The organism is Pseudarthrobacter sp. 10T415, from assembly GCF_056394175.1.
On sequence record NZ_JBFTHJ010000011.1, the window covers coordinates 1 to 23,693 of the forward strand.

A 23,693-nucleotide genomic window follows, 5' to 3' on the forward strand; every position below is an offset into this window, starting at 1 on the left:
CCGCCGGATGCCACAGGGTCGGAGCGGGCGTTCGTTGAGATGTCCACGACGGCGGAGCTCGCCGGAGTCCTGACGCTTAGCCCGGGCGCGGCGGCAGCATTCATCAGCCAGTCCCGGAAAATCTGTGCGATGCCGGCGGTCGCGGCTGCGCTGGCTGCTGGATCAATGTCGTGGCGGCACGCGGTGATCGTMGCCGACGAAACCGACTGCCTCGCCCCCGAGAATGCTGAGGCGCTGGTAGCGCATTTCTTCGACCCGGACGCCCCGAACCCGGCCCGCGGGTCTGCGCCGGGTGACCTGGTGCCGCACCTGTTCCGCCGGAAAGTCCGGACCTGGCGCGAACGCACCTACCCCGCCTCAGTCCAGGAACGGCACGTCAGGTGTGTGGCGGAGCGGCGGATGGAATACCGCCCCGACGCCGACGGGATGGCCTCGATCACCCTGATCCTGCCCGGGGACACCGCCTGCGCCATCTGGAACAAAACCACAGCAATCGCCCGCGGCCTCCAAGGCCCCGGCGAAACCCGCACCCTTACCCAGTTGCGGCCGGACGTCGCCGCCGCGCTCCTGCTCGGCGCCCAGGCCGGTGGCGATGCGACTAGCCGCACCGACGATGGCCAAGAGCCCGGCGACGTAACCGCTACCCACGGGGTTCCCTGGGCCGGTGAGACCGGAACCAGCACCGGCACCGGCGCTGGCCCCTACGCCGTTGACCTCAGCAACATCCCAGCTCCGAAAGCTATCGTCCTGGTCACCGTGCCGATCTTCACCATGCTGGGCCGCACGGACGAACCGGCAGACCTCGACGGGTACGGGCCCATCCCGGCAGCCATGGCCCGCAAACTCGTCGCCGACGGGGCGACCTCGTTCTACCGGGTCCTCGTCGACCCCCGTACCGGCGCACCGCTCGAGATCGGCCGGACCAGCTACCGGTTGTCGGAAGCGATGAAACGCTGGATCAGGATGCGCGACGGGCACTGCACCTTTCCCGGCTGCACCAACCCCAGCACGGACAACGACACCGACCACCTCACCGCCTGGCAGCACCACGGCACAACAGGAGTCAGCAACCTGGCACAGCTCTGCCCCAAACATCACCGGCTCAAACACAACAGCAGTTGGAGCCCCACACCCGCCACCGCGACCGAACCACCCGGCTGGACCTCACCCACCGGCCGGCACTACCCAGCACAACACCCCGACCCCCAACCACCCCACTGGCCACCCCGACTCCTGGAAGGAGACTTTGGAGGGAAATCCGACGCGCCGCCACCAGTCACCCCCCGGGCAGACTTGCCGCCTGTAAGCCGTTCGGTACCAACCAACCCGCCCATTCCGACTGCCTGCCGGGACCAACCCCCGATGTCGCTCGAGGATCAGATCCTCTCCGGCAATGTCGTGTTCCCGGAATTCCTCATGGACGGCTTGCCGGGCGATGACGAACCACCTGCGGAGGAGGCCTTTGACGCAGCGGATCAGTATCCCGACGATCCCGCCTGGGACGACTTTTGCGCAACACACGGCTTATCGGACAGTCCCGTCGTCACGACCGCCGGAACGTGGAGGTCATAACCAGCGCGTAGGCCGGACGTTTACCGTTCGCGCCGGCAGTGGATGCGTCGCTGGCGTCGGACAGGGAAGCTATCCGGAGTTCGGTGACATGAAGTAGCGCCTCGCCGGAGACCGGCACGTCCTGGGAACCGGCGGTAGGCGGGCTGGCGTGCGTCAGGCTGATGCTGTGACGTGTCCAGCCGGCACCGGCGCGGCGCTCCACCCGCAGGACACCGTCGTGCCAGGTGCACCGCGTCGGGGTACCCGGTGATGCTCCGGTGCTGTCCACGTAATACCAGAACACGTCACTGTGGTCCGGATCCAGTGTGAACATCCCATGGCCCTCGAAATGGGACCCGTCGGCTTCCACGTGCCGATAGCTCTGCACCACGGCGAATCCCCCTGCCGCCCTGCGGTACGTCACTTCGGCATCAACAGTCCGCGCCGGCCCCCAGGGACCCGAGGCGAATTCAGTGGTCCCCCGCCAGGACCCGAGAAGGCCCGCCAGTGCAGGATGAATGCCTCCCGGCAGCCCAGGGCGCGGCAGATCGTGGTCGCCATCATGGCCAGGCGGGCGTACCTCCATGCCTTCCACCCTTCACCACATGGCGGATTCAGATGGCATCATCGTAGTCCGGCAGCGTTCACCCGGCGAGGGTCAGCAACCGCCGCCCACGTCCATGGCTCAGAGCCCGAAGGTCTCGGTTTCGTCGAACGGTCCCACCACTGTGACGGTGCGGGGCGCGGCGGCCAGTTCGGCGGCCAGTTCCTGCACCTGTTCGGCGGTGACGGACTTGATAAGCCGCAGGGTCTCGTCGATGTCCTGGTATTCGCCGGACACCAGTTCGGCCCGGCCCAGGCGTGACATCCGGGAGCCGGTATCTTCCAGGGCCAGCACGATCCCGCCGCACAGCTGCCCCACTGCCTTGCGCAGTTCGTCCTCGGAGATGCCGTGCTCGGCGAGTTTGTCCAGCTCGATACCCAGCAGTTCAAGGACTTGCCGCACCTTGGAGGGCGTGCAGCCTGCATACATGCCAAAGTAGCCGGCGTCTGCGTAGGACGACGCAAAGGAGTAGGTCGAATACACCAGGCCGCGCTTTTCCCGGATCTCCTGGAACAGCCGGGAGGACATGCCGCCGCCGAGGACGGCATTGAGGACACTCATGACGTAGCGGCGCTCGTCCGTGGCAACAATGGTGGGGCAGCCCATGATGATGTTGGCCTGCTCAACGGCACGCTTCACCACCTGGAGTCCGGCGGTTCCGGTGATCAGGGCCCGCTCGGTGGACCGGCGATCGACCGGCGACGCGTTCGCCTCAAGCGACCAGCCTGCAGACTCAAGGGCATCCACCACGAGGCCGCAGACGACGTCGTGCTCCAGCCCGCCGGCAGCTGTGATGACCAGTTCGTCGGGACGGTAGTAGCGCCGGTAGTGCTCCCAGACGGAATCGCGGGCAACGGCGCGGATGGCGTCCGGGGTTCCGCCGATGGGGCGGCCCAGGGGGTGGCTGCCCAGAACGGAAGCAACGAAGTGCTCGTGGGCAACATCCGTGGGGTCGTCGCTGTCCATGGCGATTTCCTCAAGGATGACGTCCCGTTCCTGCTCCATCTCGTCCGGATCGAGGACGGCGCCCGTGATCATGTCGGCAATGACATCGATGGCCATGGGCAGGTCCGTGTCCAGGACGCGGGCGAAGTAGCAGGTGCTTTCCTTTGCCGTCGCGGCGTTTGATTCGCCGCCCACCTCGTCAAAGGCCGAGGCGATCTCCAGGGCGGTGCGCCGTTTGGTGCCCTTGAAGAGCAGGTGCTCCAGGAAGTGGGTGGAGCCGTGTTGTCCGTGGGCCTCGTCGCGGGACCCCACGCCTACCCAGAAACCGATGGTGGCCGACCTTTGGCCGGGCATCGCTTCGGTCAGAACCCGCACGCCGCCGGGCAGCACTGACCGGCGGACTTCGGAGCCGCCGTCGGAGCCGTGGACCAGGGTGTCGCCGAGGTGGTTCTGCTCAAGGGGCAGGGGTACAACAGTCATTGAGGCCTTTCAGGTGGTGCAGCCGGATCTGGCTGTCATCGTAACAGCGGCGGGGCCGGTGGATCATCCCACCGGCCCCGCCGTTTCATACTGGTGTTCCTGTCAGGGAACGGTTAGATCTCGACGCCTTCAGCAGGCTCCGTGGCGTGGGCGCGTTCGGCGCCTTCTGCGCCTTCTTCCTCGGCCACAACCGGGGAGAGCGACAGCTTTCCACGGTCGTCGATCTTGGTGATTTCCACCTGGACCTTCTGGCCCACGGAAACCACGTCATCAACGTTGTCCACGCGCTTGCCGTTGGCCAGCTTGCGGAGCTCGGAGATGTGCAGGAGGCCGTCCTTGCCCGGGGTCAGCGATACGAAGGCACCGAAGGTGGTGGTCTTGACGACCGTACCCAGGTAGCGCTCGCCGATTTCCGGAACCTGCGGGTTCGCGATGGCGTTGATGGCGGAGCGTGCTGCGTCAGCAGACGGACCGTTGGTGGCGCCAATGTAGACGGTGCCGTCGTCCTCGATGGAGATGTCGGCGCCGGTGTCTTCCTGGATCTGGTTGATCATCTTGCCCTTGGGGCCGATGACCTCGCCGATCTTGTCCACGGGGATCTTCACGGCGATGACGCGCGGCGCGAACTCGGAGAGCTCGTCCGGGGTGTCGATGGCCGAGTTGAGGACCTCGAGGATGTGGAGGCGGGCTTCGCGGGCCTGCTTCAGTGCCGCTGCCAGGACGGAGGCGGGGATGCCGTCGAGCTTGGTGTCCAGCTGGATGGCCGTGACGAACTCGGAGGTACCTGCAACCTTGAAATCCATGTCGCCGAAGGCGTCTTCGGCGCCGAGGATGTCGGTCAGCGCGGCGTAGCGCGTCTGGCCGTCAACCTGGTCGGATACCAGGCCCATGGCGATACCGGCGACGGCTGCCTTCAGGGGCACACCGGCGTTCAGCATGGACAGGGTGGAGGCGCAGACGGAACCCATCGACGTCGAACCGTTGGAGCTGAGGGCTTCAGACACCTGGCGGATGGCGTAGGGGAATTCCTCGCGGGACGGCAGTACGGGCACCAGGGCGCGTTCTGCCAGGGCACCGTGGCCGATTTCGCGGCGCTTGGGCGAACCCACGCGGCCGGTTTCACCGGTGGAGTACGGCGGGAAGTTGTAGTTGTGCATGTAGCGCTTGCGCGTGACGGGCGACAGCGAGTCGATCTGCTGTTCCATCTTGAGCATGTTCAGCGTGGTGACACCCATGATCTGGGTTTCACCGCGTTCGAAGATGGCCGAACCGTGCACGCGGGGCAGGACCTCAACCTCGGCGGTGAGCTGGCGGATGTCCGTCAGGCCGCGGCCGTCGATGCGGATCTGGTCCTTCAGGATGCGCTGGCGCACAACCTGCTTGGTGACCGAGCGGAACGCTGCGGACAGTTCCTTTTCGCGGCCTTCGAACTGGCCGGCCAGGGAGGCAACGGTCTCGTCCTTCAAGGCGTCAGAAGCAACGTCGCGCTCCTGCTTGTCGGCGATCTGGAAGACAGCGGCCAGCTTGTCGGCAGCAGCTGCTTCAACAGCGGAGTACACGTCGTCCTGGTAGTCCAGGAAGACCGGGAACTCGACCGTGGGCTTCGCGGCGCGGCCGGCGAGGTCGGCCTGCGCGTCGCAGAGTGCCTTGATGAACGGCTTGGCAGCCTCGAGGCCCTCGGAGACAACCTCTTCGGTGGGGGCGGTGGCGCCCTGTTCCTTGATGAGGTTCCAGGAGTTGTCGGTTGCTTCGGCTTCCACCATCATGATGGCGACGTCGTCACCGGCGACACGGCCGGCAACAACCATGTTGAAGACGGAGTTTTCCAGCTGGGAGTGCTTGGGGAAAGCAACCCACTGTGAACCGTGCTCGTCGGCGACCAGGGCAACGCGGACGCCGCCGATGGGGCCGGAGAACGGCAGGCCCGAAAGCTGCGTGGACATGGAGGAGGCGTTGATGGCCACCACGTCGTAGAGCTCGTCGGGGTTGATGGCCAGGACGGTCACCACGATCTGGACTTCGTTGCGCAGGCCCTTGATGAAGGCGGGGCGCAGCGGACGGTCCATGAGGCGGCAGGCCAGAATGGCTTCAGTGGAGGGGCGGCCTTCGCGGCGGAAGAACGAGCCCGGGATGCGGCCGGCAGCGTACATGCGCTCTTCGACGTCAACCGTCAGGGGGAAGAAGTCGAAGCCTTCGCGCGGGTGCTTGCCTGCGGTGGTGGCGGAAAGCAGCGCAGTGTCTTCGTCGATGTACACCATGGCTGCGCCGGCTGCCTGCTTGGCGAGGCGGCCGGTTTCGAAGCGGATTACACGCTTGCCGAAGCGGCCATTGTCAATGACGGCTTCTGAGAACTGGATTTCGGGACCCTCCATAGAGAGTCACCTCCGTTTCTGTTTTACGGAAGTCCAGCCACATCAACCCAGGCCAGCATATGTCGACTGACCCTGCACCCGGTCGTCGATCGAGACCCACGGGCCGGGGCAGCCATTCGATGCTGCCGTTCCCGGGGATCACTACCGAGGACCGCGAATGCGTGATGCGGTTGATCCTCCTGTTTAGTTTTTTAGGTGGAGCGGGGCGGCCCGATCCCGAATGGGACAGGGCCGCCCGAAAGTCCGACTAGCGGCGCAGGCCGAGGCGCTCGATGAGCGCACGGTAGCGGTTGATGTCAGTCTTCTTCAGGTAGCCAAGCATGCGCTTGCGACGACCGACCATGCCCAGCAGACCGCGCTGGGTGTGGTAATCGTGCTTGTGCTCCTTCATGTGCTCAGTCAGATCCTTGATCCGCTGGGTCAGGACTGCAACCTGGACCTCGGGCGAACCGGTGTCGCCTTCGCCGGTTGCGTATTCCTTGATGATTGACTGCTTTACAGCGGCGTCAAGTGCCACAATAACTCCTTGGAAATGTGCCGTGAGGGCCCGGATCAGTAATTCACTGCCGGGTCTGCCGCTGCGGCCAACCGGTCAAACCGGGTGCGGCCGTACGCAGCAGGACCCAGCCGCCACGGACTGCAGCCGGATCCATCGTCCAGTTTACCGGCCGCGGCCCAATGTTGTCGAAACAGGGCCGGCGGCGGCCCGGCGCCCGGTCAGCGCCGGAATGGGTCAGGCGGCGAGCCTGTCCCTGATGGCGGCCATGCCGTGCAGGACTTCCGCGAAACTGGTGCTGAGCGGGGACAGCCCCACCCGGAGCCCGCGGGACGCCCGGAAGTCCGGGATCACGTCCCCGTCCCACAGGGCCTCGACCGTGGCCTTGGTGAAGTCAGCGTGGTCCACAGTGATGTGGCTGCCGCGCTGCGCCGGATCACGCGGCGATGCCAGCTCGGCGCCGAGCGGCGCCAGCAGGGCCTCGAAGATGTCGACGGCGAACGCCGTAAGTTTCTCAGACTTGGCCCGGATGGCTGCCATCGACGCTTCTTCAATGAGGTCGAGGGTGCCCCGCATGGCCAGCATGCCGAAGACAGCAGGCGTTCCGCTCAGGAAGCCGCGGATGCCCGGCGCAGGTTCATACCCGGCAGCCATCTCGAAGGCATCCTTGCGGCCCATCCACCCCCAAATGGGCTGGTTGAGTGATGGCAGGTGGCGCTCTTTGACGTAGGCGAAGGCCGGCGACCCCGGACCGCCATTGAGGTATTTGTACGTGCAGCCGGCGGCGAAGTCCACGCCGGCACTATCCAGGGCGATCTCCACCGAGCCCGCGGAATGGCAAAGATCCCACACCACCAGCGCCCCGGCGTCGTGCACTGCTTTGGTAATCGCCGGGAGGTCTGCGAGGTGCCCTGAGCGGTAGGCGATCTGGCTGAGGAGTACGACGGCGGTGCGCGGCCCGGTGGCCTGGCGCACCTGGTCAACGGTCGCCCCCGCCGCGGGGTCCGTTTCGATCCAGCGCAGGGTGAGGCCCTCTTCCAGGGCGATGCCCTCGACAAGGTACCTGTCCGTGGGGAAGTTTCCGGTGTCGAGGACGAGCTCGTTCCGGTCCGGGTCATCCACCGCTGCCAGGGCGGCACGGATCAGCTTGTAGAGGACCACGGTGGTGGAGTCGGCAATGATGGTCTGGCCCGGGGCCGCTCCGAGGACGGCACGGCCCAGCTGGTCGCCAATGGCCTGCGGCAGGGCCAGCCATTTCTCGTCCCAGCCGCGGATGAGGCGGCCACCCCATTCGTCGCTGATGAACGCCGCGATGTCCCCGGCCGTGCGCTTCAGCGGCCTTCCCAGGGAATTGCCGTCCAGGTAGGACAGGGGCGTGTCCGTTCCGATGAACAGTTCCCGGTAATGCGCCAGCGGGTCTTCCCGGTCGAGTTCGGCGGCGCGCTCCCGGAGTCCCTCGTCCGCCGGCACTGCGGTGTGCCCGGCGCCTTGCTGGTGGATGCTCATTGTCCGATCTCCGTCCTGACAGCGAATAGTTCCGGGAAGAACGTCAGCTCCAGGGCCTTCTGCAAAAACGCCGCCCCGCTGGAGCCCCCGGTGCCCGTCTTCATCCCGATGGTGCGCTGCACCGTGCGCAGGTGGCGGAAGCGCCAGAGCTGGAAGTTGTCTTCGAGGTCCACGAGTTCTTCGCAGGCCTCGTAGGCACCCCAGTTCTCCGCCGCGTGCTCGTAGATGTACTTGAACAGCGGAACAAGTTCGGGCGTAAATTCATGGGCGCGGGTGACGTCCCGGGCGAGGACCGATGCGGGTACCTCGAAGCCCTGGCGGGAAAGGTAGGCCAGGAATTCGTCGTAGATGCTGGGAGCCGCGAGCAGTGCCTCCAGCATCGTGTGCGCTTCGGGATCGGACTCGAAGACCGGGAGCATTTTGCGGTTCTTGTTGCCGAGCACGAACTCCACCGCACGGTACTGGGCCGACTGGAACCCCGAGGAGTTCCCCAGGAACCCGCGGAACTGGGAATACTCGGTAGGCGTGAGCGTGGCGAGGACGGACCACTGCTCGGTGAGGGTCTTCTGGATGTGCTTGACGCGGGCGATGCCCTTCAGCGCCGAGCCGAGATCATCGGCCCGCAGCCACGCCGCGGCGCTGCGCAGCTCATGCAGCACCAGCTTCAGCCACAGCTCCGTGGTCTGGTGCTGGATGATGAACAGCAGCTCATCGTGGTGTTCGGGCTCGCTGACCGGCTGTTGGGCACTCAGCAGGGTGGGCAGCTGCAGGTACGAGCCGTAACTCATCCGGGAGCTGAAGTCGCGGACAATTCCCTTGTCCAGCTTGCGGGTGTTCTTCTCGACGGACACGTACAGCCTTTCGCGTGCTTCCTGGGTGGCCCTAGTGCCGTGCCAGCAGTTGGTGCGCCTGCACCACGTCCAGTTTCATCTGGTCCACCAGTGCTTCGGGACCACGGTAGGCCACCATGCCGCGCAGGCGCGCCAGGAATTCCACGATCACTGTCTGGCCGTACAGATCGAAGTCCTCCACGGCTTCCCGGGGCCGGTCGATGACGTGGGCCTCCACCTGCCGGCTGACGCCGTCGAACGTGGGGTTCGAGCCCACGGAAATGGCTGCCGGCCAGCGTTTGCCGGCCTCGTCCACCAGCCAGCCGGCGTAGATGCCGTCTGCCGGAATCAGGCCGGTGGAGTTGCTGGCGAGGTTCGCCGTGGGGAAACCGAGGGCGCGGCCGCGGGCTGCGCCGTGGACAACCTCGCCGCGCATCCGGTGCGGCCTGCCGAGCACCTCCGCTGCCGTGGCAACGTCGCCTTCCTGCAGTGCTTCGCGCACCCAGGTGGACGAGCAGCGGCGGTCCGTGCCGTCGTCGTCATGCAGCGGGTACCCCTCGGAGCCGAACTCGCTGATGACCTGCACTTCGAAGCCGAACTTCCCGCCCAGGGCCTTCATGGTTTCCAGGTCTCCGGAGTTGCCGCGGCCGAACCGGGCATCGTGACCGATGACAACGTGGCTGGCGTGCAGGCAGTCCACCAGGTACTGCTCCACGAATTCCTCCGCCGTGAGGCTGGCGAGGTCGAGTGAATACTTCACCACCAGGATGGCGTCCAGGCCCAGCTCGCCGAGGGCCTCGAGCTTGTCCTCCAGGCCCATGATCAGGCGGGGGGCGCTCTCCGGGCGGTGGATGACGGCCGGGTGCGGATCAAACGTGACGGCAACGGCCTTGGAGTGCGTCAGCCTGGCGGAGCGGATCAGTTGGGACAGGACCTGTTGGTGCCCGCGGTGAACGCCGTCAAAGTTGCCAAAGGTGACAACGGATGGGCCAAAGTCCGCCGGGACCTCGGACGGATCGTTCCAGATGTAGACCATCACCCTCGCCTTAAACTGCCTGCAGCATCAATGATCCGCGGCCATCCGGCCGCGGAATTCTTCAAGGTTACCCGCATTCAGCGGCCTGCTTTTCCCAGCGAAGGCCGCCGCCTGTACAGCCATACCAAGCCGAGGACGGGGAGTATCAGCGGGATGAAACCGTAGCCGCGGCCAAACAGGGACCAGACGGTTTCGTGCGGGAACGCCACGGAATCGTAGATGCTGAGTGAACCCACCACCAGAACGCCTACCAGCTCGACCAGGACTGCCGCCACGGAGACCTTGAACCAGGTGCTCCCCGCCTTGGCCAGCGACACCGTGGCCACGGCGTACACCAGGGCTGCGAAGGCGGACAGCAGGTAGGCCACGGGGGCGTCGGAAAACTTGGTGAGGATCTGGTACCCGGCGCGGGCTGTGGCCGAGATGGCAAAGACGGCGTACACGGCAATCAGCAGCCGGCCCGGGCCGGTATTGCGGGTGTTGCCGCCGGTACCGGTGCGCGCCGTGTTCGTGCTGCCGTGGTCTCCCGCCGTTGCGTCGGCGGACTGGGGGTGCTGGTCATTCACGTTGCGTGCTTCTTCCACTTCAGTACCAGATCTGGTTCATTCGGGCGGCCATCACCAGGGCGGTCACGCCGACGGCGGCAAGGACGAAATTGCTCCACCGGGTCCGTTCCAGGATGGACCAGTAGACGGCGGCCGGGGGCAGCAGCATGGCAGTCACCAGGTAACCCCAGAACTCCCAGGCCTCGCCGGCAATGGTTTCGCCGGCGATGACCCTGATGATGGACCCCACCAGGTAGACCACCAGGGCCACCTCCACTGCCGCGACGGACAGGATGGTGGCGTCGTCTGGTGCCTTCTTCATGATGCCCGCGGCCAGGCAGATGACGGTGGAGAGGAGGCCAACGGCCAGGATGATCCAGAAATACGCGTCCACTCAGGCCTCCCCGCCAGCCGCGGCGGAATTGCCGTTGCCGGGTGCGAACACCAGGACCGGCTTGGCGTAGTTGCCACTGTCCGCCAGCAGGGCCACCAGGCTCCCGTCGGGAGCGAAGGCGGCTACCGGGTGGTCGGCGGTCGCGGCGCCCGGGCTTCCCGGGGCCGCACCGGCGGCAATCCGGCGGCCATAGGAAATTTCCGTGGTTTCCTCGGCGCTCAGCTCGCGGTTGGGCATGAGGGCCCGGGCGGCCTGCGACATTTCCAGCACGTCCAACTCTTCGGCGAGCTGTTCCAGCGTGCGGGCCTGGTCCAGGGAGTATGGGCCGACGTGGGTCCGGCGGAGGGCCGTGAGGTGTCCCCCCACCCCCAGGCCGTTGCCCAGGTCACGTGCGAGGGCGCGGATGTAGGTTCCCGAGGAGCACTCGACGGTGACATCGATGTCGATCACGTCGGCCCCGGTGTCGCGCCGGATGCCGTGGACTTCGAACCTGTGGATGGTGACGGGCCGGGCGGCGAGCTTGACGTCCTCACCGGAGCGCACCCGGGCGTAGGCGCGCTCGCCGTTGACCTTGATGGCGCTGACGCTGCTGGGCACCTGCTGGATGCCGCCGGTGAGCGCTGCGACGCCGTCGTGGATGGCTTGCTCCGCCACCGCAGATGTACCGGCCGAGGCAACCACGTCCCCTTCGGCGTCGTCCGTCACCGTGGACTGGCCCAGGCGGATGGTGGCCGTGTAGGTCTTGGACGTTCCCACGATGTAGGTGAGGAGGCGGGTGGCTTTGTTGATGCCGACCACCAGCACCCCCGTGGCCATGGGATCAAGCGTGCCGGCGTGGCCCACTTTCCGGGTCCCCGCGATGCGCCGCATCCGGCCAACCACATCATGGCTGGTCCATCCCTGCGGCTTGTCCACTATCACCAGTCCAGAAAGCACGCCTACCAGTATATCGGCGCTGGTTGGGGGCACCGCGCACGCCCGGCCCGGCCCGGTGGCAGCGCTAGGATGGCTGGCATGCCTGAGCTTGCCGCCCATGTCCGCGACGTGCCCGTCAACCAGATCCGGGAAATCACCGAGGCCGCGTGGCGCACCCCCGGCGCGCTGGTGCTCAGCATCGGCGAGCCCGGGTTCGCGCTCCCCCGCCATGTCCTGGATGCCGGGATGGCCTGCCTGGACCGGGACGAGACGAACTACACGCCGAACGCGGGGCTTCCCGCCCTCAGGGAGGCGTTCGCGGCGAGGTTCCGCGAAGAACAGGGCGTCGACGTCGGCGCCGACAGGGTCTACGTGGTCTCCGGGGCCCAGCAGGGCCTGCACTTTGCCATGAGCCTGCTGCTGTCCCCCGGCGATGAGATCCTGATACCCAATCCCGGCTACCCCACCTTTGCGATGACCAGCCGGCTCCTGAGCGCTGTTCCGGTGGGCTATCCGCTGTACCCGGACCACGGCTTCCAGCCCCGCACGGCGGACATCGAGGCCCTGATCACCACCAGGACCAGGGTGCTGGTCCTGAACTCCCCCTCCAACCCCCTCGGTGCCGTCCTCAGTAAGGACTCGGTCCGGGAACTGATGGATCTCGCCCGCCGCCACGACCTGTGGGTTATTTCGGACGAATGCTACGAGGCGTTCACCTACGATGTGGAGCACGTCAGTCCGGCACGGTACGACGCCGGCACGCAGCGTGAGGCGCGTGTCTTCACCTCCCTGACACTGTCCAAGACGTATGGCCTGACGGGGCTTCGGATTGGCGCCCTGGTCTGCCCGCCCGGGCTGCAGCAGCAGATGGACAACGTCATGGAATCGATCGTGTCCTGCGTCGCCGCGCCCTCCCAGTACGCGGCGCTTGCGGCGCTCACCGGGCCGCAGGACTATGTGCAGCACGCCCACCGGCACTACCGGAACAACAGGGACGCCGCCTCCGCAGTCCTGGACGGCAAGAACATCCCGTACCTGCGGGCGCAGGGTGCGTTCTACCTGTGGGCGGACATGTCCCACGTCAGCGGCGGGGACGTCCGGCAATGGGCCCGCCGGTTCCTGGCCGATTCCGGTGTTGCGCTGGCACCCGGCACAGCGTTCGGTTCCATCGGCGAAGGCTGGGTCAGGATAGCGCTCTGCGGCAGGCAGCAGGATCTGATGGAAGGTCTGTCCAGGCTCCCGGCGCGTGCGGCTGACGGCACGACGGCCGGCTAGCGGCCCGCTCCGGAAAGGGCCTTGTCCAGCCAGGACCGCAGCGCATCGGCGGGAGCGGCCCCCGCCTGGCGCGCAGCAACGTTGCCGTCCACCAGGACCATCAGCGTGGGGATGGCCTGCACGTCGAACCTGCGCGACAGCGCCGGCGACTTGTCCACGTCCACCTTCACGAGCTTGATCGCGCCCGGCCGTTCCCGTGCGAGCTTGTCCAGGGCAGGGCTGACCATGCGGCACGGGCCGCACCATTCGGCCCAGAAGTCCACGAGTACGGGCACCGGTGACGCTTCGGCGACACTGCCGAAATCGGCATCGCCCGCGTCCACGATCCAGGGCAGACCGGCCTTGCAGCTGCCGCAGCGGGGCCTGCCGGCAGCCTGCGCCGGAATCCGGTTGGTCTTGCCGCATGCGGGACAGGCCATGAGTGTGGTTTCCACGTCAGTACTCCGTCCGTTCCTTGTTGGCGCCCCACGCCTTGAAGGGGGCATCCGACGCCGGGAGGTCACCACGGGTTACAGGCATGAGGTCCGTGCGGGACCCGTCGAAGTACTCGTAGAACAGGGCGTCGTCGAAGCCGGCCGCGGCCGCGCCGTGGCGGTCTGCTGCGAAGAAGACGCGGTCGATCCTGGCCCAGAGGGCGGACGCGAGGCACAGCGGGCACGGCTCGCAGCTCGCGTAGAGGACCGCGCCCTGCAGGTTGAAGTTCGCCGTTCCGGCAGCTGCGGCACGGATGGCCACTACTTCGGCGTGGGCGGTGGGGTCGTTGTCGCGGGTGACCCGGTTGACGCCTTCGAAGACCTGCCCGCCCGCGGTCACCACCACTGCGCCGAAGGGGCCGCCGCCGCGGTCCACGTTTTCCGTTGCCAGGCCCACGGCCTGCTGAAGGTAGCGGGAAGGGCTGTTCTGCTCAGGCGCCGTGGTCATAGCTAGATCCTAGCCATGTGGCCGGCTGTTGGGGGGACGCAGATGGGGTCGGTTTTAGGGGGAAAGTACCGATGACATCCTGGCGCTGCAGGCATATCCTTGCCCGCGGGGGTCTGCATTTTTTGCCTCTTGGGAGGCTTCCTATCCGGCCCGCTAAGGGCACGCACCCGGAGTACCCACAATGAAGAAAAAGATCACCATTATTGGTTTGGTGGCGGCTGTGGTGGCTTTTGCCCCAGCCAGCCCGTCGACAGCGTCGGATAAGGGCCATGACGACGCTAAATCGGAAGAAGTTGCCACCGGCCTTGCCACGCCGTTGCACCTGGCCCTCGGGACAGCGAAATCCGTCTACGTGAGCCAGGACTTTGCCGGCAAGCTGAGCCGCGTCAACCGGGACGGCACCGTCGAAGATGTCTACACCAGTCCCAAGCCCGGGTGGGACGTAGCAGGGGTGGACACCCGCGGGGCCACAACGTTCTTCCTGGAAAGCACAGGTGCCGGGCTGGGCACGCCGGAGAACCTTGAGGGCTACCTGAAGGCCATCAGCCCGAACGGGGATGTCAGGACCATCGCAAACTTCGCCGACTACGAGCGGGAAAACAACCCCGACGGCGACCAGGAGTACGGCTTCGGCGACGATGTCAGTGACGCGTGCCTGCAGCAGTGGCCCAAGGAGTCCCCGGCTCCTGCCCGCTATACGGGTACGGTCGATTCGCATCCCTACGCGCTGGCTGTCCAGGGCAATACCGCCTACGTGGCTGACGCCGGGATGAACGCCATCCTCACCGTCAACCTGCGGTCGGGCGAGATTTCCACCCTGGCCGTCCTGCCGCCGCGGCCGGCGGTCATTCCTGAAACAGCTGCCCGTCCGGAGGCGGAGGGCGGGCTCGGCGTGCCGGCCTGCGTCGCGGGACACGAGTACGCCTTCGAGCCGGTTCCCACCGATGTGGAGATTGGCCAGGATGGCTGGCTGTACGTGACGTCGCTGCCCGGCGGTCCGGAAAGCCCGGCCCTTGGGGACCGCGGTGCGATCTTCCGGATCAACCCGTGGAACGGCAGGGCGAAGGTGTGGGCGGACGAAATCCTCAGCCCCACCGGCTTGGCCATTGCGGACAACGGTGACGTCTATGTGGCTTCGCTGTTCGGCGGGAAGATCCTGAAGTTCAGCGGTTGGAAGGGCGAGCGTTCGGAGTTCCTCACGGTCAACCAGCCGGCCGATGTTGAGATCCAGGGGCGGACCCTGTACGCCACCACGGACGTGCTGCCGGCAATGCTGGGACCTGAACCCCCTGCCGGTCCCCCGCCGGCGACCGGGAAGCTCATCAAGGCCAGCATCCGCTAAGCAGGCATCAGGGTTCCTGAAAGCGCAGCAGGCCCGGACTGACGCTGGTTGTCAGTACGGGCCTGCTGCTGCGGTCACGCCTTACTTGGTGCTGTCCGCGTCCTTGTTGGCGTCTTCATCGATGTCGTCGTCGCCGGCGAGGTCAAGGTCCTCTTCGTCGAAGTCGTCTTCGTCGATGTCAACATCCTCGGGAGCATCGCTCTTGTAGGGATCAGCTTCGCCTGCGTGCTTGGCGGTGGCAGCCAGCGCGGCCACCTCGGCGTCGCGCTTCTTGGCTTCCCGCAGCAGTTCCTCCAGGTTGGAAGCCACCACGGGGATCTGGTCGGCGACAAACTCCAGGGTCGGCGTCAGCCGGACGGTGATGTTGCGGCCGACTTCCTGGCGCAGAACGCCCTTGGCCTTCTCCAGCCCCTTGGCAGCGTCGGCCTGGGCGGTCTCGTCACCGAAGACCGTGTAGTACACCGTGGCGTGCTGCAGGTCGTTCGTCACGCGGGCATCGGTCACGGTGACGCCCTCAAGCCGCGGATCCTTGACCCTGCGGCCAAGAGCCTCAGCAACAACAACCTTAATCCGCTGCGCCAACTTGGCAGCACGTGCCGGATCAGCCATTACAACCTCCTGAAAAATTTGGGACGTACGACGGCGGCACTAGGCCGGCGTCGAGCGTTTCAGTTATGTGCCACGCACCAAAGGCGAGTCTACGACGGACGCCGCTGGGATTTTCCCGGCGGCCCGGGAGTGGCATCCAAGGAGCTGGCCGAGGGCCCCGACCCGAGCTTGCGAGGGTGGGGAAGGCCAGTTCCGCTGCCGAAGCTGGGCGGCCGACGTCGTAAGACGTTGGCCGCCCAGCGAAGGGGCGGGGCCGCCGGGAAAATCCCAGCGGCCCCACCTGTGTCGCAACGAACCTTAGACGCGCGGCTTTTCGCGCATCTCGAAGGTCTCGATGATGTCACCTTCGGTGATGTCGTTGTACGAGCCAAGACCGATACCACATTCGAAGTCCGTGCGGACCTCGGTGGCGTCGTCCTTGAAGCGCTTGAGCGTCTCGATGGTGAGGTTGTCGCCGATGATCTTGCCGTCGCGGCTGATCCGTGCCTTGGTGTTGCGGCGGATGATGCCGGAGCGGACGATCGAGCCGGCGATGTTTCCGAACTTGGAGGAGCGGAACACTTCGCGGACCTCGGCGGTGCCAAGCTGGAATTCTTCGTATTCCGGCTTGAGCATGCCCTTGAGCGCTGCTTCGATGTCATCGATTGCTGCGTAGATGACGGAGTAGAAGCGCATGTCGACGCCTTCGCGGTCTGCCAGGTCGGCAACCCGCTCGGCGGGCTTGACGTTGAAGCCGATGATGACGGCGCTGTCCACTGTTGCCAGGTTGACGTCGTTCTGCGTGATGGCACCCACACCGCGGTGGATGACGCGCAGCTGCACGCCTTCGCCGACGTCGATCTTGAGCAGGGCGTCTTCGAGGGCTTCCACGGCACCGGACACGTCACCCTTGAGGATGAGGTTGAGGGTGTCGATCTTGCCGTCGGCCACTGCCTGGTCGAAGTCTTCGAGGCTGATGCGCTTGCGGCGCTTGGCGAGCTGGGCGTTGCGGTCAGCTGCTTCACGCTTTTCGGCGATCTGGCGGGCGGTCCGCTCGTCGGAGGTCACCAGGAAGGTGTCACCGGCGCGCGGCACGTTCGACAGGCCGAGGACCTGGACGGGGCGGGACGGCAGTGCCACGTCGAGTGCTTCGCCGTCTTCGTCGAACATGGCGCGGACGCGGCCGTGGGCCGTGCCTGCCACGATCGTGTCGCCGACTGCCAGCGTTCCGGACTGCACCAGGACGGTGGCAACCGCGCCGCGGCCCTTGTCCAGGTTGGCTTCGATCGCGATACCGCGGGCGGCCTTGTCCGGGTTGGCCCGGAGGTCCAGTGCGGCGTCTGCGGTCAGCAGCACAGCGTCGATCAGTTCGTTGATGTTGAGGTTCTGGCGGGCAGAGACCTCAACGAACATGGTGTCGCCACCGTATTCTTCGGGAACCAGGCCGTACTCGGTCAGCTGGCCCTTGACCTTGTCAGGATTGGCGCCTTCCTTGTCGATCTTGTTCACTGCCACGACGATCGGCACGTTGGCCGCCTGGGCGTGGTTGAGTGCTTCAACGGTCTGCGGCATGACACCGTCATCGGCTGCCACCACGAGGATGGCGATGTCGGTGACCTTCGCACCACGGGCACGCATGGCGGTGAACGCCTCGTGGCCCGGGGTGTCGATGAAGGTGATGTCGCGCTCGACGCCTTCGTGTTCGTGGCTGATCTGGTAGGCACCGATGTGCTGGGTGATGCCACCGTGTTCGCCGGCCACGACATCCGAGTTGCGGATGGCGTCCAGGAGCCGCGTCTTACCGTGGTCAACGTGGCCCATGACCGTAACCACGGGGGCACGCGGTTCGAGTTCTTCGTCGCCTTCGGCCTCAAGCTCGGCCTCGACGTCGATATCGAACGTGGAGAGCAGTTCGCGCTCTTCGTCCTCGGGGGAAACGACCTGGAGCTTGTAGCCCAGTTCTTCGCCGAGCAGCGCGAAGGTGTCTTCGTCCAGCGACTGGGTGGCAGTGGCCATTTCACCGAGGTGGAACAGCACGGTCACCAGTGCGGCGGGGTTCGCCTCGATCTTGTCGGCGAAGTCCGTGATGGACGAGCCACGGCGCAGGCGGATCACAGTGGTGCCATCGCCGCGGGGTACGCTCACGCCACCCAGCGACGGTGCGCTCATCTGCTCAAGTTCCTGGCGCTTTGCGCGCTTCGACTTGCGCTGCTTGCCGCGGCCTGCGCCGCCCTTACCGAAGGCACCCTGGGTACCGCCGCGACCGCGGCCGCCCTTGCCAAAGCCACCGCCGGCGGGAGCACCGCCGCCGCCACCGGGACCACCGGTGCCGGGTGCGCCGGGGCGTCCCGGACCGCGTCCGCCGGCGCCCGGACGTCCTGCACCGGCGGGTGCGGGACGCTCAGTGCGGTTGGGCATCATGCCCGGAGTGGGACGGGGACCACCGGGACGCGGTGCGCCGGGGCGGGGGCCACCGGCGCCTGCTGCGGGACGGGGCCCACCTGCACCGGCAGCGGGACGCGGACCACCGGGGCGGGGGCCACCGGCGCCTGCCGCCGGACGGGGACCGCCGGGGCGTTCTCCGTCGTTGCGGCCGGGACGGGGCATGCCCTGGGAAGTTGCGAAGGGGTTGTTGCCCGGGCGGGGTGCACGGTCGCCGTCGCCGCCACGGCCGCGGGGCATGCCCTGCGAGGTGGCGAACGGGTTGTTGCCCGGACGGGGGCCGCCGGGACGGGGTGCCGAGGAACCCTGTGAGGAGCCGCCCTGGCGGGGTGCCGGGGCGGGGGTCTCAGCCTTGGGGCCGGGACGCGCGCCGGGCTTGGCGCCCGTGGACGGCGCCGCGGGTGCCGCAGCCGACGCCTGGGGTGCCGCCGGAGCGGAAGCTGCCGGAGCTGCCGGAGCAGCGGGGGCTGGTGCCTCGACCTTGGGGGCCGGAGCCTTGGGCGCGGCGGGGCCGGGAGCCGGAGCTGCCGGGCGTGATTCTGCCGCGGGGGCGGGTGCCTTGGGGGCGGCAGGTGCCGCAGCCTTGTTGGCGGCGTCGGGGAAGGCGTTACGCAGCTTCCGTACGACGGGGGCCTCAATGGTGGAAGAGGCGGAGCGAACGAATTCGCCCAGTTCCTGCAGTTTTGTTACTGCATCTTTGGAAGTGATACCGAGCTCTTTGGCGAGCTCATGTACGCGGACCTTGGCCACATTTCTCCTGTCTCGGTCCGCACCGAGCCAGGTACGAACCGTCTACTTCTTACTGCGGGCCCTGGCCGCGGATGGTGCGGAAGGGCCCATTGCAGAGCGCAACAAAGTTGTCATCGTTACGCACTCATCGCTGGGAACTCATCGGGTTTCCATCAGACTTCTGACCCGCTTTCAGGTTGGACGGTTGGTGCTGCAGCCACCGGGGCGCCTGCGGCGGTCGGGCCTGGCTTGATCCGGCGTTCGACGTCGGCGGTTTCGGTCGCGCCCCGCAGGGCCCGCCCGAATGCCCGCCGTTTGAGCGCCAGGGCAAGGCACGATTCGCTGGGATGCAGCCATGCACCCCGGCCAGCCATCCGGCGTCGTTCATCCACCAGGACAGCGGACGAACCGCTGTCCCCGGCGACGAGCCGGAGTAACTCAGTCTGCGGACCTTTCTTCCGGCAGCCGATGCAGGTACGTTCCGGCCGATTTCCGCTGGTAGGTGTTGCTGCCACGGTGATCGTCCTGACGTTCATATCTGCCGGCCCCCGCAGGTCCTGTGCCGCTGTTGCGGAACGGGCACGCGAAGGCGCACTACTGCCGGCCGTTAGGCGCGGACCTATCTATTCTAGCCCCTTCGGGCCGTTCTACCCGAACCCGTGGCCTGCCACGGTGTGGCAGACCACCTGGGACGGGGCGCTGAAAGTGCTTCAGTTTTCCTTCGGCGCAGCGGCGTCGGAAACGATGTCGATACGCCAACCGGTCAGCTTGGCGGCGAGGCGGGCGTTTTGGCCTTCCTTGCCGATCGCCAGGGACAGCTGGTAGTCGGGGACCACCACCCGCGCGGAGCGGGTGGCTTCATCGGTGATGGTGACGGAATTCACGCGCGACGGCGAGAGGGCGCTGGCGATGAACGTCGCCGGGTTCTCGCTGAAGTCCACGATGTCGATCTTTTCGTCGTTGAGCTCCGTCATGACGGCGCGGACGCGGGAACCCATCTCACCGATGCAGGCGCCCTTGGCGTTGATGCCGGATGCGTTGGCCTTTACGGCGATCTTGGTCCGGTGCCCTGCTTCGCGGGCCAGCGCCACGATCTCCACTGAGTGGTCCGCGATTTCCGGGACCTCCAGTTCGAACAGCTTGCGGACGAGGCCCGGGTGGGAGCGGGACAGCGTGACGGAGGGACCCTTGGTGCCGCGGTGGACGTCGATGACGAGGGCACGGAGCCTGTTGCCGTGAACGTACTTCTCCCCCGGCACCTGCTCGGGCGGCGGCAGCAGCGCTTCCAGAGAACCGAGGTTCACCTGGATCATGTGCGGGTTGTTGCCCTGCTGGATGGTGCCGGACACCAGCTCGCCTTCGCGGCCCTTGAACTCGCCCAGCACGTTGTCATCCTCAACGTCGCGCAGGCGCTGCAGGATGATCTGGCGGGCGGTGCTGGCAGCGATGCGGCCGAAGCCCGCCGGGGTGTCTTCGAATTCGCCGATCGGGGCGCCGTCGTCGTCAATCTCAACAGCCCAGATGGTGACGTGGCCGCTCTTGCGGTCAAGCTCAGCGCGGGCTTTTTCGAAGGCGCCGGGCGACTTGTGATAGGCCACCAGCAGCGCCTGCTCGATGGTGGGAATCAGGAGGTCCAGCGGAATTTCACGCTCACGCTCCAAAAGTCTCAGTGCGCTCATGTCAATATCCATCAGGCCTCCTCGGAAGGTCCATTGTGTTCTGGTTCCAGGCCATCTTCCGAAAGGTGGCTGAATTCGATCTCGACTTTTCCGTTGCGGATCCTGTCGAAAGGAAGTTTTACGGGATCGCCCTGCTTGGGCTTCATGCCCTTCTTGACGGCGATTTCGGGCACGAGGGTGACTCCCCCGTCATCCACCGACTGGATGCGTCCGGTGATGTTCTCACCCTGGATGACCTTGACGCTGGCAATCCGGCCCTTGGCGCGGTGCCAGTGGCGCGGTTCCGTCAGGGGACGTCCGACGCCGGGCGACGAGACTTCGAGGTCGTACGGGCGGGTGTCGGCGCCGGGGTCGTTATCCAGGACATCCGAGAGCACCTTCGAGATGTCAGCGATGACATCGAGGCTGACGCCGCCGGTTTCGTCCTGCGGCAGGTCCACCACGACGTGGAGCACCCGGTGGGAGCCGGCAACGTTGATGGCGATGTCCTCGAGGTACAGCCGGTTGGCCAGGACGGACGGTTCAAGGAGGGCCCGGAGCCGGTCGGCTTCCGGGTTGTGGGCCGGGGCGGAATCAGCCTTCCCCGGTGCGGTGTGGTCTGATGAAGCCTGGGCTTCTGCATTGCTCACGATGCCGGCCGCCTCCCTTATAGATGATGTGGTGTGTACTAGCGTAGCCATTTTACCGGTCCAGTGGTGCACCGGGATCCCCCTCCGCCGTGACACCATGGTCTGTTGTGGAAGACGACAGCCAGGATAGAAAACCGCGGATGCGCTACGCCCGGTACGCCGTCATTTCGCTGGCAGCCCTGCTGGTCCTCAGCCTCGGATTTGCCGTCATTCCGGGCGAGCAGCCCGCTCCAGCCCCGCCGACGTTCACCGATCAGGCCCGTGCCGCTGCCCTGGAAGACGCCCTCGCACTGCGGGCCGCAGGGCTGGACCTTGCCGCCACGGCGGCAGGTGGCACCGCTGCTGGGCATCCCACGCAGGCGGTTGTGACGTTGCTGACTCTCCAGGCCCGCGCCTTCCTCCCTGCGGGTTCGCCGGCTTCACCGTCGGACAGTCCGTCCGCGCCGCCCGCCCCGGCCGCGACATCCGACCCGACGGCGTCAGCGTCCCCGGCGCCTGCTGCCGCTCCCAGTGAAGTGGAGCTGGCCAAGGCCCTGGCCGCCAGCGGTTCCCGGCGGCTCAAGGATGCCCAGGAGGCCGACGGCGGAATGGCGCGCCTGCTCGCGGGCGCAGGGACCGCACAGCTGCTGGCCGCCCGGCAACTGGCCGAAGCCGCCGGCGAGCCCGGCGCAGTCACGGGGGCTGCCACGGACCAGGCGGACGCGACCGCAGGTTCCGGCCCGCTGGTTGGCTCCGCCCCCACTGCATCGCCGGCGGATTGCCCGTTCCCGGCGCCCGACACCACCACTGCGCCCCTGGGCTCCACGCCGGGAGGAGGCCCGCCCGCAGGCGGCAGCCTGTCCGCGGAGAGTGCGGCCGGAAATACTCCCGGGGCGGGAACCGCCGGGGCCGCGCTGGCGTCCGTCCTGCAGGCTCAGCAGAAGGCGGCCTACGGCTACCAGGCAGCCATACCGCGCCTCGCCGCGGAAGATGCCGGGCCGGCGTCGGAATTCCTCCGGCAGCACCGGGCCGCCGCGGAGGAATCTGAAAACCGCCTCCGGCTGGCGTGCCAGCTGCCCCGGCCGCAACCGGCGGGATACGCCCTGGACGCAGATTTCCTCAGCGCGCCGGCCACCGGTCTGGGCACGCTCGAGGCAGCTGCCTTGCCCGTTTACGCCGACCTGGTTGCCTTGACCGAGGGAACGGACCGGGCATGGGCCCTCTCGCTGCTTGAATCCGCTGTTACCCGGACCGCCCATTGGGGCGCCGACCCGGGCCCGGTGCCGGGCATCGTCCTGGATACCGCCATGTTGCCCGCGCTGCCGGCCGGCGGTTAGCCCGCCCTGCAGACACTAGGCTGATGCCGATGACTCCAGCAACGAGCGTGCCCATCCCGTCCGAACTCGACGCCAGGTACCGGCGCAGCAGTTCCGGGCGGGCGTGGCTTGCCTCGCTGCCCGGCCTGATTGCCGGCCGGATGGAACAGTGGAACCTGGCGTCCGGCCTCCTTCCGGGCGCCCTGCCTTGGAGTGGCCATGGCGCTGTGGTGGTGCCTGTGCTGAGGGAGGACGGCACGCCGGCCGCCCTCAAGGTTGCCTACCCCCATGACGAAGCCCTCGGCGAGCCCCACGCCCTGGCCCTGTGGGCCGGTCGCGGTGCCGTGGGTCTGCTGGAGCGGGATGGTCAAACGTGCTCCATGCTCCTGGAACGGCTGGAGGCGGGCGCCTCCCTCAACGACGTGCCGCTGGACGAGGCGGCAGCAGTGTGGGGGGGGCTGGTCCGGCAGCTCAGCCTGGTGCCCGACGCCCGGCCGGAGTGGAGCGCCTTCGGACACATCGCGGCCCGCGCCGAGCAGTGGAGCGATGAATTTCCCGCGGACTGGGACCAGCTGGGCCGGCCCTTTCCGCGGTGGCTGCTCGAGGCTGCCCTGGAGGTCTGCCAGACCCGCGGTGCCGTGGGCCGCCGCTCCGCCCGTGATGTCATGGTCCATGCGGACCTGCACTTCCTGAACATCCTGGCCCGTCCTGACCCCGGGCGGCCCGGAAACGCCCAGCCCTCCGGACGGTACGTTGCGATCGATCCACAGCCGCTGATCGGCGAGGCCGAGTTCGCCGTGGCTCCGCTGCTGTGGAATCGGCTGTACGACCTGCCGGAGGAAGGTCCGGAGGCGGCGCTGCGGCGCCGTTGTGCGGACTTCAGTACCGCTGCAGGACTGGACCCGGAGATAGCGCGGCAGTGGGCGGTCGCCCGGGAGGTGGCGAATGCCCTCTGGTACGCGGCCGAACCGCACCATCAGGGCGATCTTGCCCGGTCGCTCTGGGTGGCCAGTACGCTGGCGGGACGGACGCTTCCCGGGCTGCCGCCGGCCCGTTCGCTGCCTGAACCGGGGCAGGACAGTGGGTCCGGAACGCGCCGCTGAGCGGCCGGTTCCCTCA

The 23,693-nt window shown here is 67.0% G+C and carries 22 protein-coding genes; 5 read left to right on the forward strand and 17 right to left on the reverse strand.

The annotated features are described in order from the left end of the window. Positions 1–1,572 (forward strand): HNH endonuclease signature motif containing protein (locus AC1DBN_RS14315; protein ID WP_477723492.1); only part of this gene is annotated, 1,572 nt, incomplete at its 5' end. Here the strand turns inward: AC1DBN_RS14315 and AC1DBN_RS14320 are convergent. The 10 genes from AC1DBN_RS14320 to truB all read right to left on the reverse strand — a co-directional run bounded on the left by AC1DBN_RS14320 (position 1,544) and on the right by truB (position 11,695). Continuing rightward, entirely contained in the window at positions 1,544–2,137 is a 594-nt protein-coding gene (locus tag AC1DBN_RS14320) for a DUF1579 family protein (protein WP_477723493.1), read from the reverse strand. The two genes, AC1DBN_RS14315 and AC1DBN_RS14320, sit on opposite strands and share 29 nt — an antisense overlap. Positions 2,138–2,236: 99 nt before the next feature. Continuing rightward, positions 2,237–3,580 (reverse strand): M16 family metallopeptidase, encoded by a 1,344-nt coding sequence (locus tag AC1DBN_RS14325; protein WP_477723494.1) that lies wholly within the window; start codon positions 3,578–3,580, stop codon positions 2,237–2,239. Between the two features lie 113 nt (positions 3,581–3,693). Beyond that, positions 3,694–5,952, reverse strand: a complete 2,259-nt coding sequence (locus tag AC1DBN_RS14330; RefSeq protein WP_477723495.1) for a polyribonucleotide nucleotidyltransferase — start codon at positions 5,950–5,952, stop codon at positions 3,694–3,696. Between the two features lie 247 nt (positions 5,953–6,199). Next, positions 6,200–6,469: a 30S ribosomal protein S15 gene (gene rpsO, locus AC1DBN_RS14335; RefSeq protein ID WP_056083357.1), complete on the reverse strand. Its 270-nt coding sequence runs from the start codon at positions 6,467–6,469 to the stop codon at positions 6,200–6,202. 216 nt (positions 6,470–6,685) lie between these two features. Next, a complete protein-coding gene (locus AC1DBN_RS14340) occupies positions 6,686–7,954 on the reverse strand; it encodes a kynureninase (protein ID WP_477723496.1) in 1,269 nt (422 codons plus the stop codon). Then, a complete protein-coding gene (kynA, locus tag AC1DBN_RS14345; protein WP_477723497.1) occupies positions 7,951–8,805 on the reverse strand; it encodes a tryptophan 2,3-dioxygenase in 855 nt (284 codons plus the stop codon). The genes AC1DBN_RS14340 and kynA overlap by 4 nt, the downstream gene beginning before the upstream one ends. Before the next feature lie 31 nt (positions 8,806–8,836). Beyond that, positions 8,837–9,820: a bifunctional riboflavin kinase/FAD synthetase gene (locus tag AC1DBN_RS14350; RefSeq protein WP_091719293.1), complete on the reverse strand. Its 984-nt coding sequence runs from the start codon at positions 9,818–9,820 to the stop codon at positions 8,837–8,839. Between the two features lie 77 nt (positions 9,821–9,897). Further along, the gene (locus AC1DBN_RS14355; protein ID WP_231994481.1) at positions 9,898–10,386 is read right to left on the reverse strand and encodes a hypothetical protein; all 489 of its coding nucleotides are present in this window, start codon (positions 10,384–10,386) and stop codon (positions 9,898–9,900) included. A gap of 19 nt (positions 10,387–10,405) precedes the next feature. Continuing rightward, positions 10,406–10,759, reverse strand: coding sequence for a hypothetical protein (locus tag AC1DBN_RS14360; protein WP_314215921.1), 354 nt, complete (start codon positions 10,757–10,759; stop codon positions 10,406–10,408). Further along, positions 10,760–11,695 (reverse strand): tRNA pseudouridine(55) synthase TruB, encoded by a 936-nt coding sequence (truB, locus tag AC1DBN_RS14365; RefSeq protein ID WP_314215922.1) that lies wholly within the window; start codon positions 11,693–11,695, stop codon positions 10,760–10,762. A gap of 78 nt (positions 11,696–11,773) precedes the next feature. Here truB and AC1DBN_RS14370 point away from each other — a divergent pair, with 78 nt between their 5' ends. After that, complete coding sequence (locus tag AC1DBN_RS14370; RefSeq protein WP_314215923.1) at positions 11,774–12,949, forward strand: pyridoxal phosphate-dependent aminotransferase; 1,176 nt, start codon at positions 11,774–11,776, stop codon at positions 12,947–12,949. Here AC1DBN_RS14370 and trxA read toward each other — a convergent pair. Both trxA and AC1DBN_RS14380 read right to left on the reverse strand, forming a co-directional pair. After that, a complete protein-coding gene (trxA, locus tag AC1DBN_RS14375) occupies positions 12,946–13,368 on the reverse strand; it encodes a thioredoxin (RefSeq protein WP_390896706.1) in 423 nt (140 codons plus the stop codon). The two genes, AC1DBN_RS14370 and trxA, sit on opposite strands and share 4 nt — an antisense overlap. A gap of 16 nt (positions 13,369–13,384) precedes the next feature. After that, complete coding sequence (locus tag AC1DBN_RS14380; protein ID WP_091719283.1) at positions 13,385–13,870, reverse strand: nucleoside deaminase; 486 nt, start codon at positions 13,868–13,870, stop codon at positions 13,385–13,387. A gap of 181 nt (positions 13,871–14,051) precedes the next feature. On the opposite strand from AC1DBN_RS14380, the gene AC1DBN_RS14385 reads away from it, so the two are divergent. Beyond that, positions 14,052–15,212, forward strand: a complete 1,161-nt coding sequence (locus tag AC1DBN_RS14385) for a ScyD/ScyE family protein (RefSeq protein ID WP_091719281.1) — start codon at positions 14,052–14,054, stop codon at positions 15,210–15,212. A gap of 81 nt (positions 15,213–15,293) precedes the next feature. Here the strand turns inward: AC1DBN_RS14385 and rbfA are convergent, their stop codons facing one another. The 5 genes from rbfA to AC1DBN_RS14410 form a co-directional block, all read right to left on the reverse strand. Next, positions 15,294–15,821, reverse strand: a complete 528-nt coding sequence (rbfA, locus tag AC1DBN_RS14390; RefSeq protein ID WP_314215924.1) for a 30S ribosome-binding factor RbfA — start codon at positions 15,819–15,821, stop codon at positions 15,294–15,296. 297 nt (positions 15,822–16,118) lie between these two features. Then, positions 16,119–18,992: a translation initiation factor IF-2 gene (gene infB, locus AC1DBN_RS14395; RefSeq protein WP_091719277.1), complete on the reverse strand. Its 2,874-nt coding sequence runs from the start codon at positions 18,990–18,992 to the stop codon at positions 16,119–16,121. A gap of 152 nt (positions 18,993–19,144) precedes the next feature. Then, positions 19,145–19,507, reverse strand: a complete 363-nt coding sequence (locus tag AC1DBN_RS14400; protein WP_091719275.1) for a YlxR family protein — start codon at positions 19,505–19,507, stop codon at positions 19,145–19,147. 174 nt (positions 19,508–19,681) lie between these two features. Beyond that, positions 19,682–20,662: a transcription termination factor NusA gene (nusA, locus tag AC1DBN_RS14405; RefSeq protein WP_091719273.1), complete on the reverse strand. Its 981-nt coding sequence runs from the start codon at positions 20,660–20,662 to the stop codon at positions 19,682–19,684. Beyond that, on the reverse strand, positions 20,662–21,279 hold the full coding sequence (locus tag AC1DBN_RS14410) for a ribosome maturation factor RimP (protein ID WP_477723498.1): 618 nt from the start codon (positions 21,277–21,279) through the stop codon (positions 20,662–20,664). Before AC1DBN_RS14410 ends, nusA begins: the two co-directional genes overlap by 1 nt. 140 nt (positions 21,280–21,419) lie before the next feature. Here AC1DBN_RS14410 and AC1DBN_RS14415 point away from each other — a divergent pair, with 140 nt between their 5' ends. Next, the gene (locus AC1DBN_RS14415) at positions 21,420–22,595 is read left to right on the forward strand and encodes a DUF4439 domain-containing protein (RefSeq protein ID WP_477723499.1); all 1,176 of its coding nucleotides are present in this window, start codon (positions 21,420–21,422) and stop codon (positions 22,593–22,595) included. A 29-nt stretch (positions 22,596–22,624) separates the two neighbouring features. Continuing rightward, entirely contained in the window at positions 22,625–23,677 is a 1,053-nt protein-coding gene (locus AC1DBN_RS14420; RefSeq protein WP_091719267.1) for an aminoglycoside phosphotransferase family protein, read from the forward strand. Positions 23,678–23,693 lie beyond the last annotated feature (16 nt).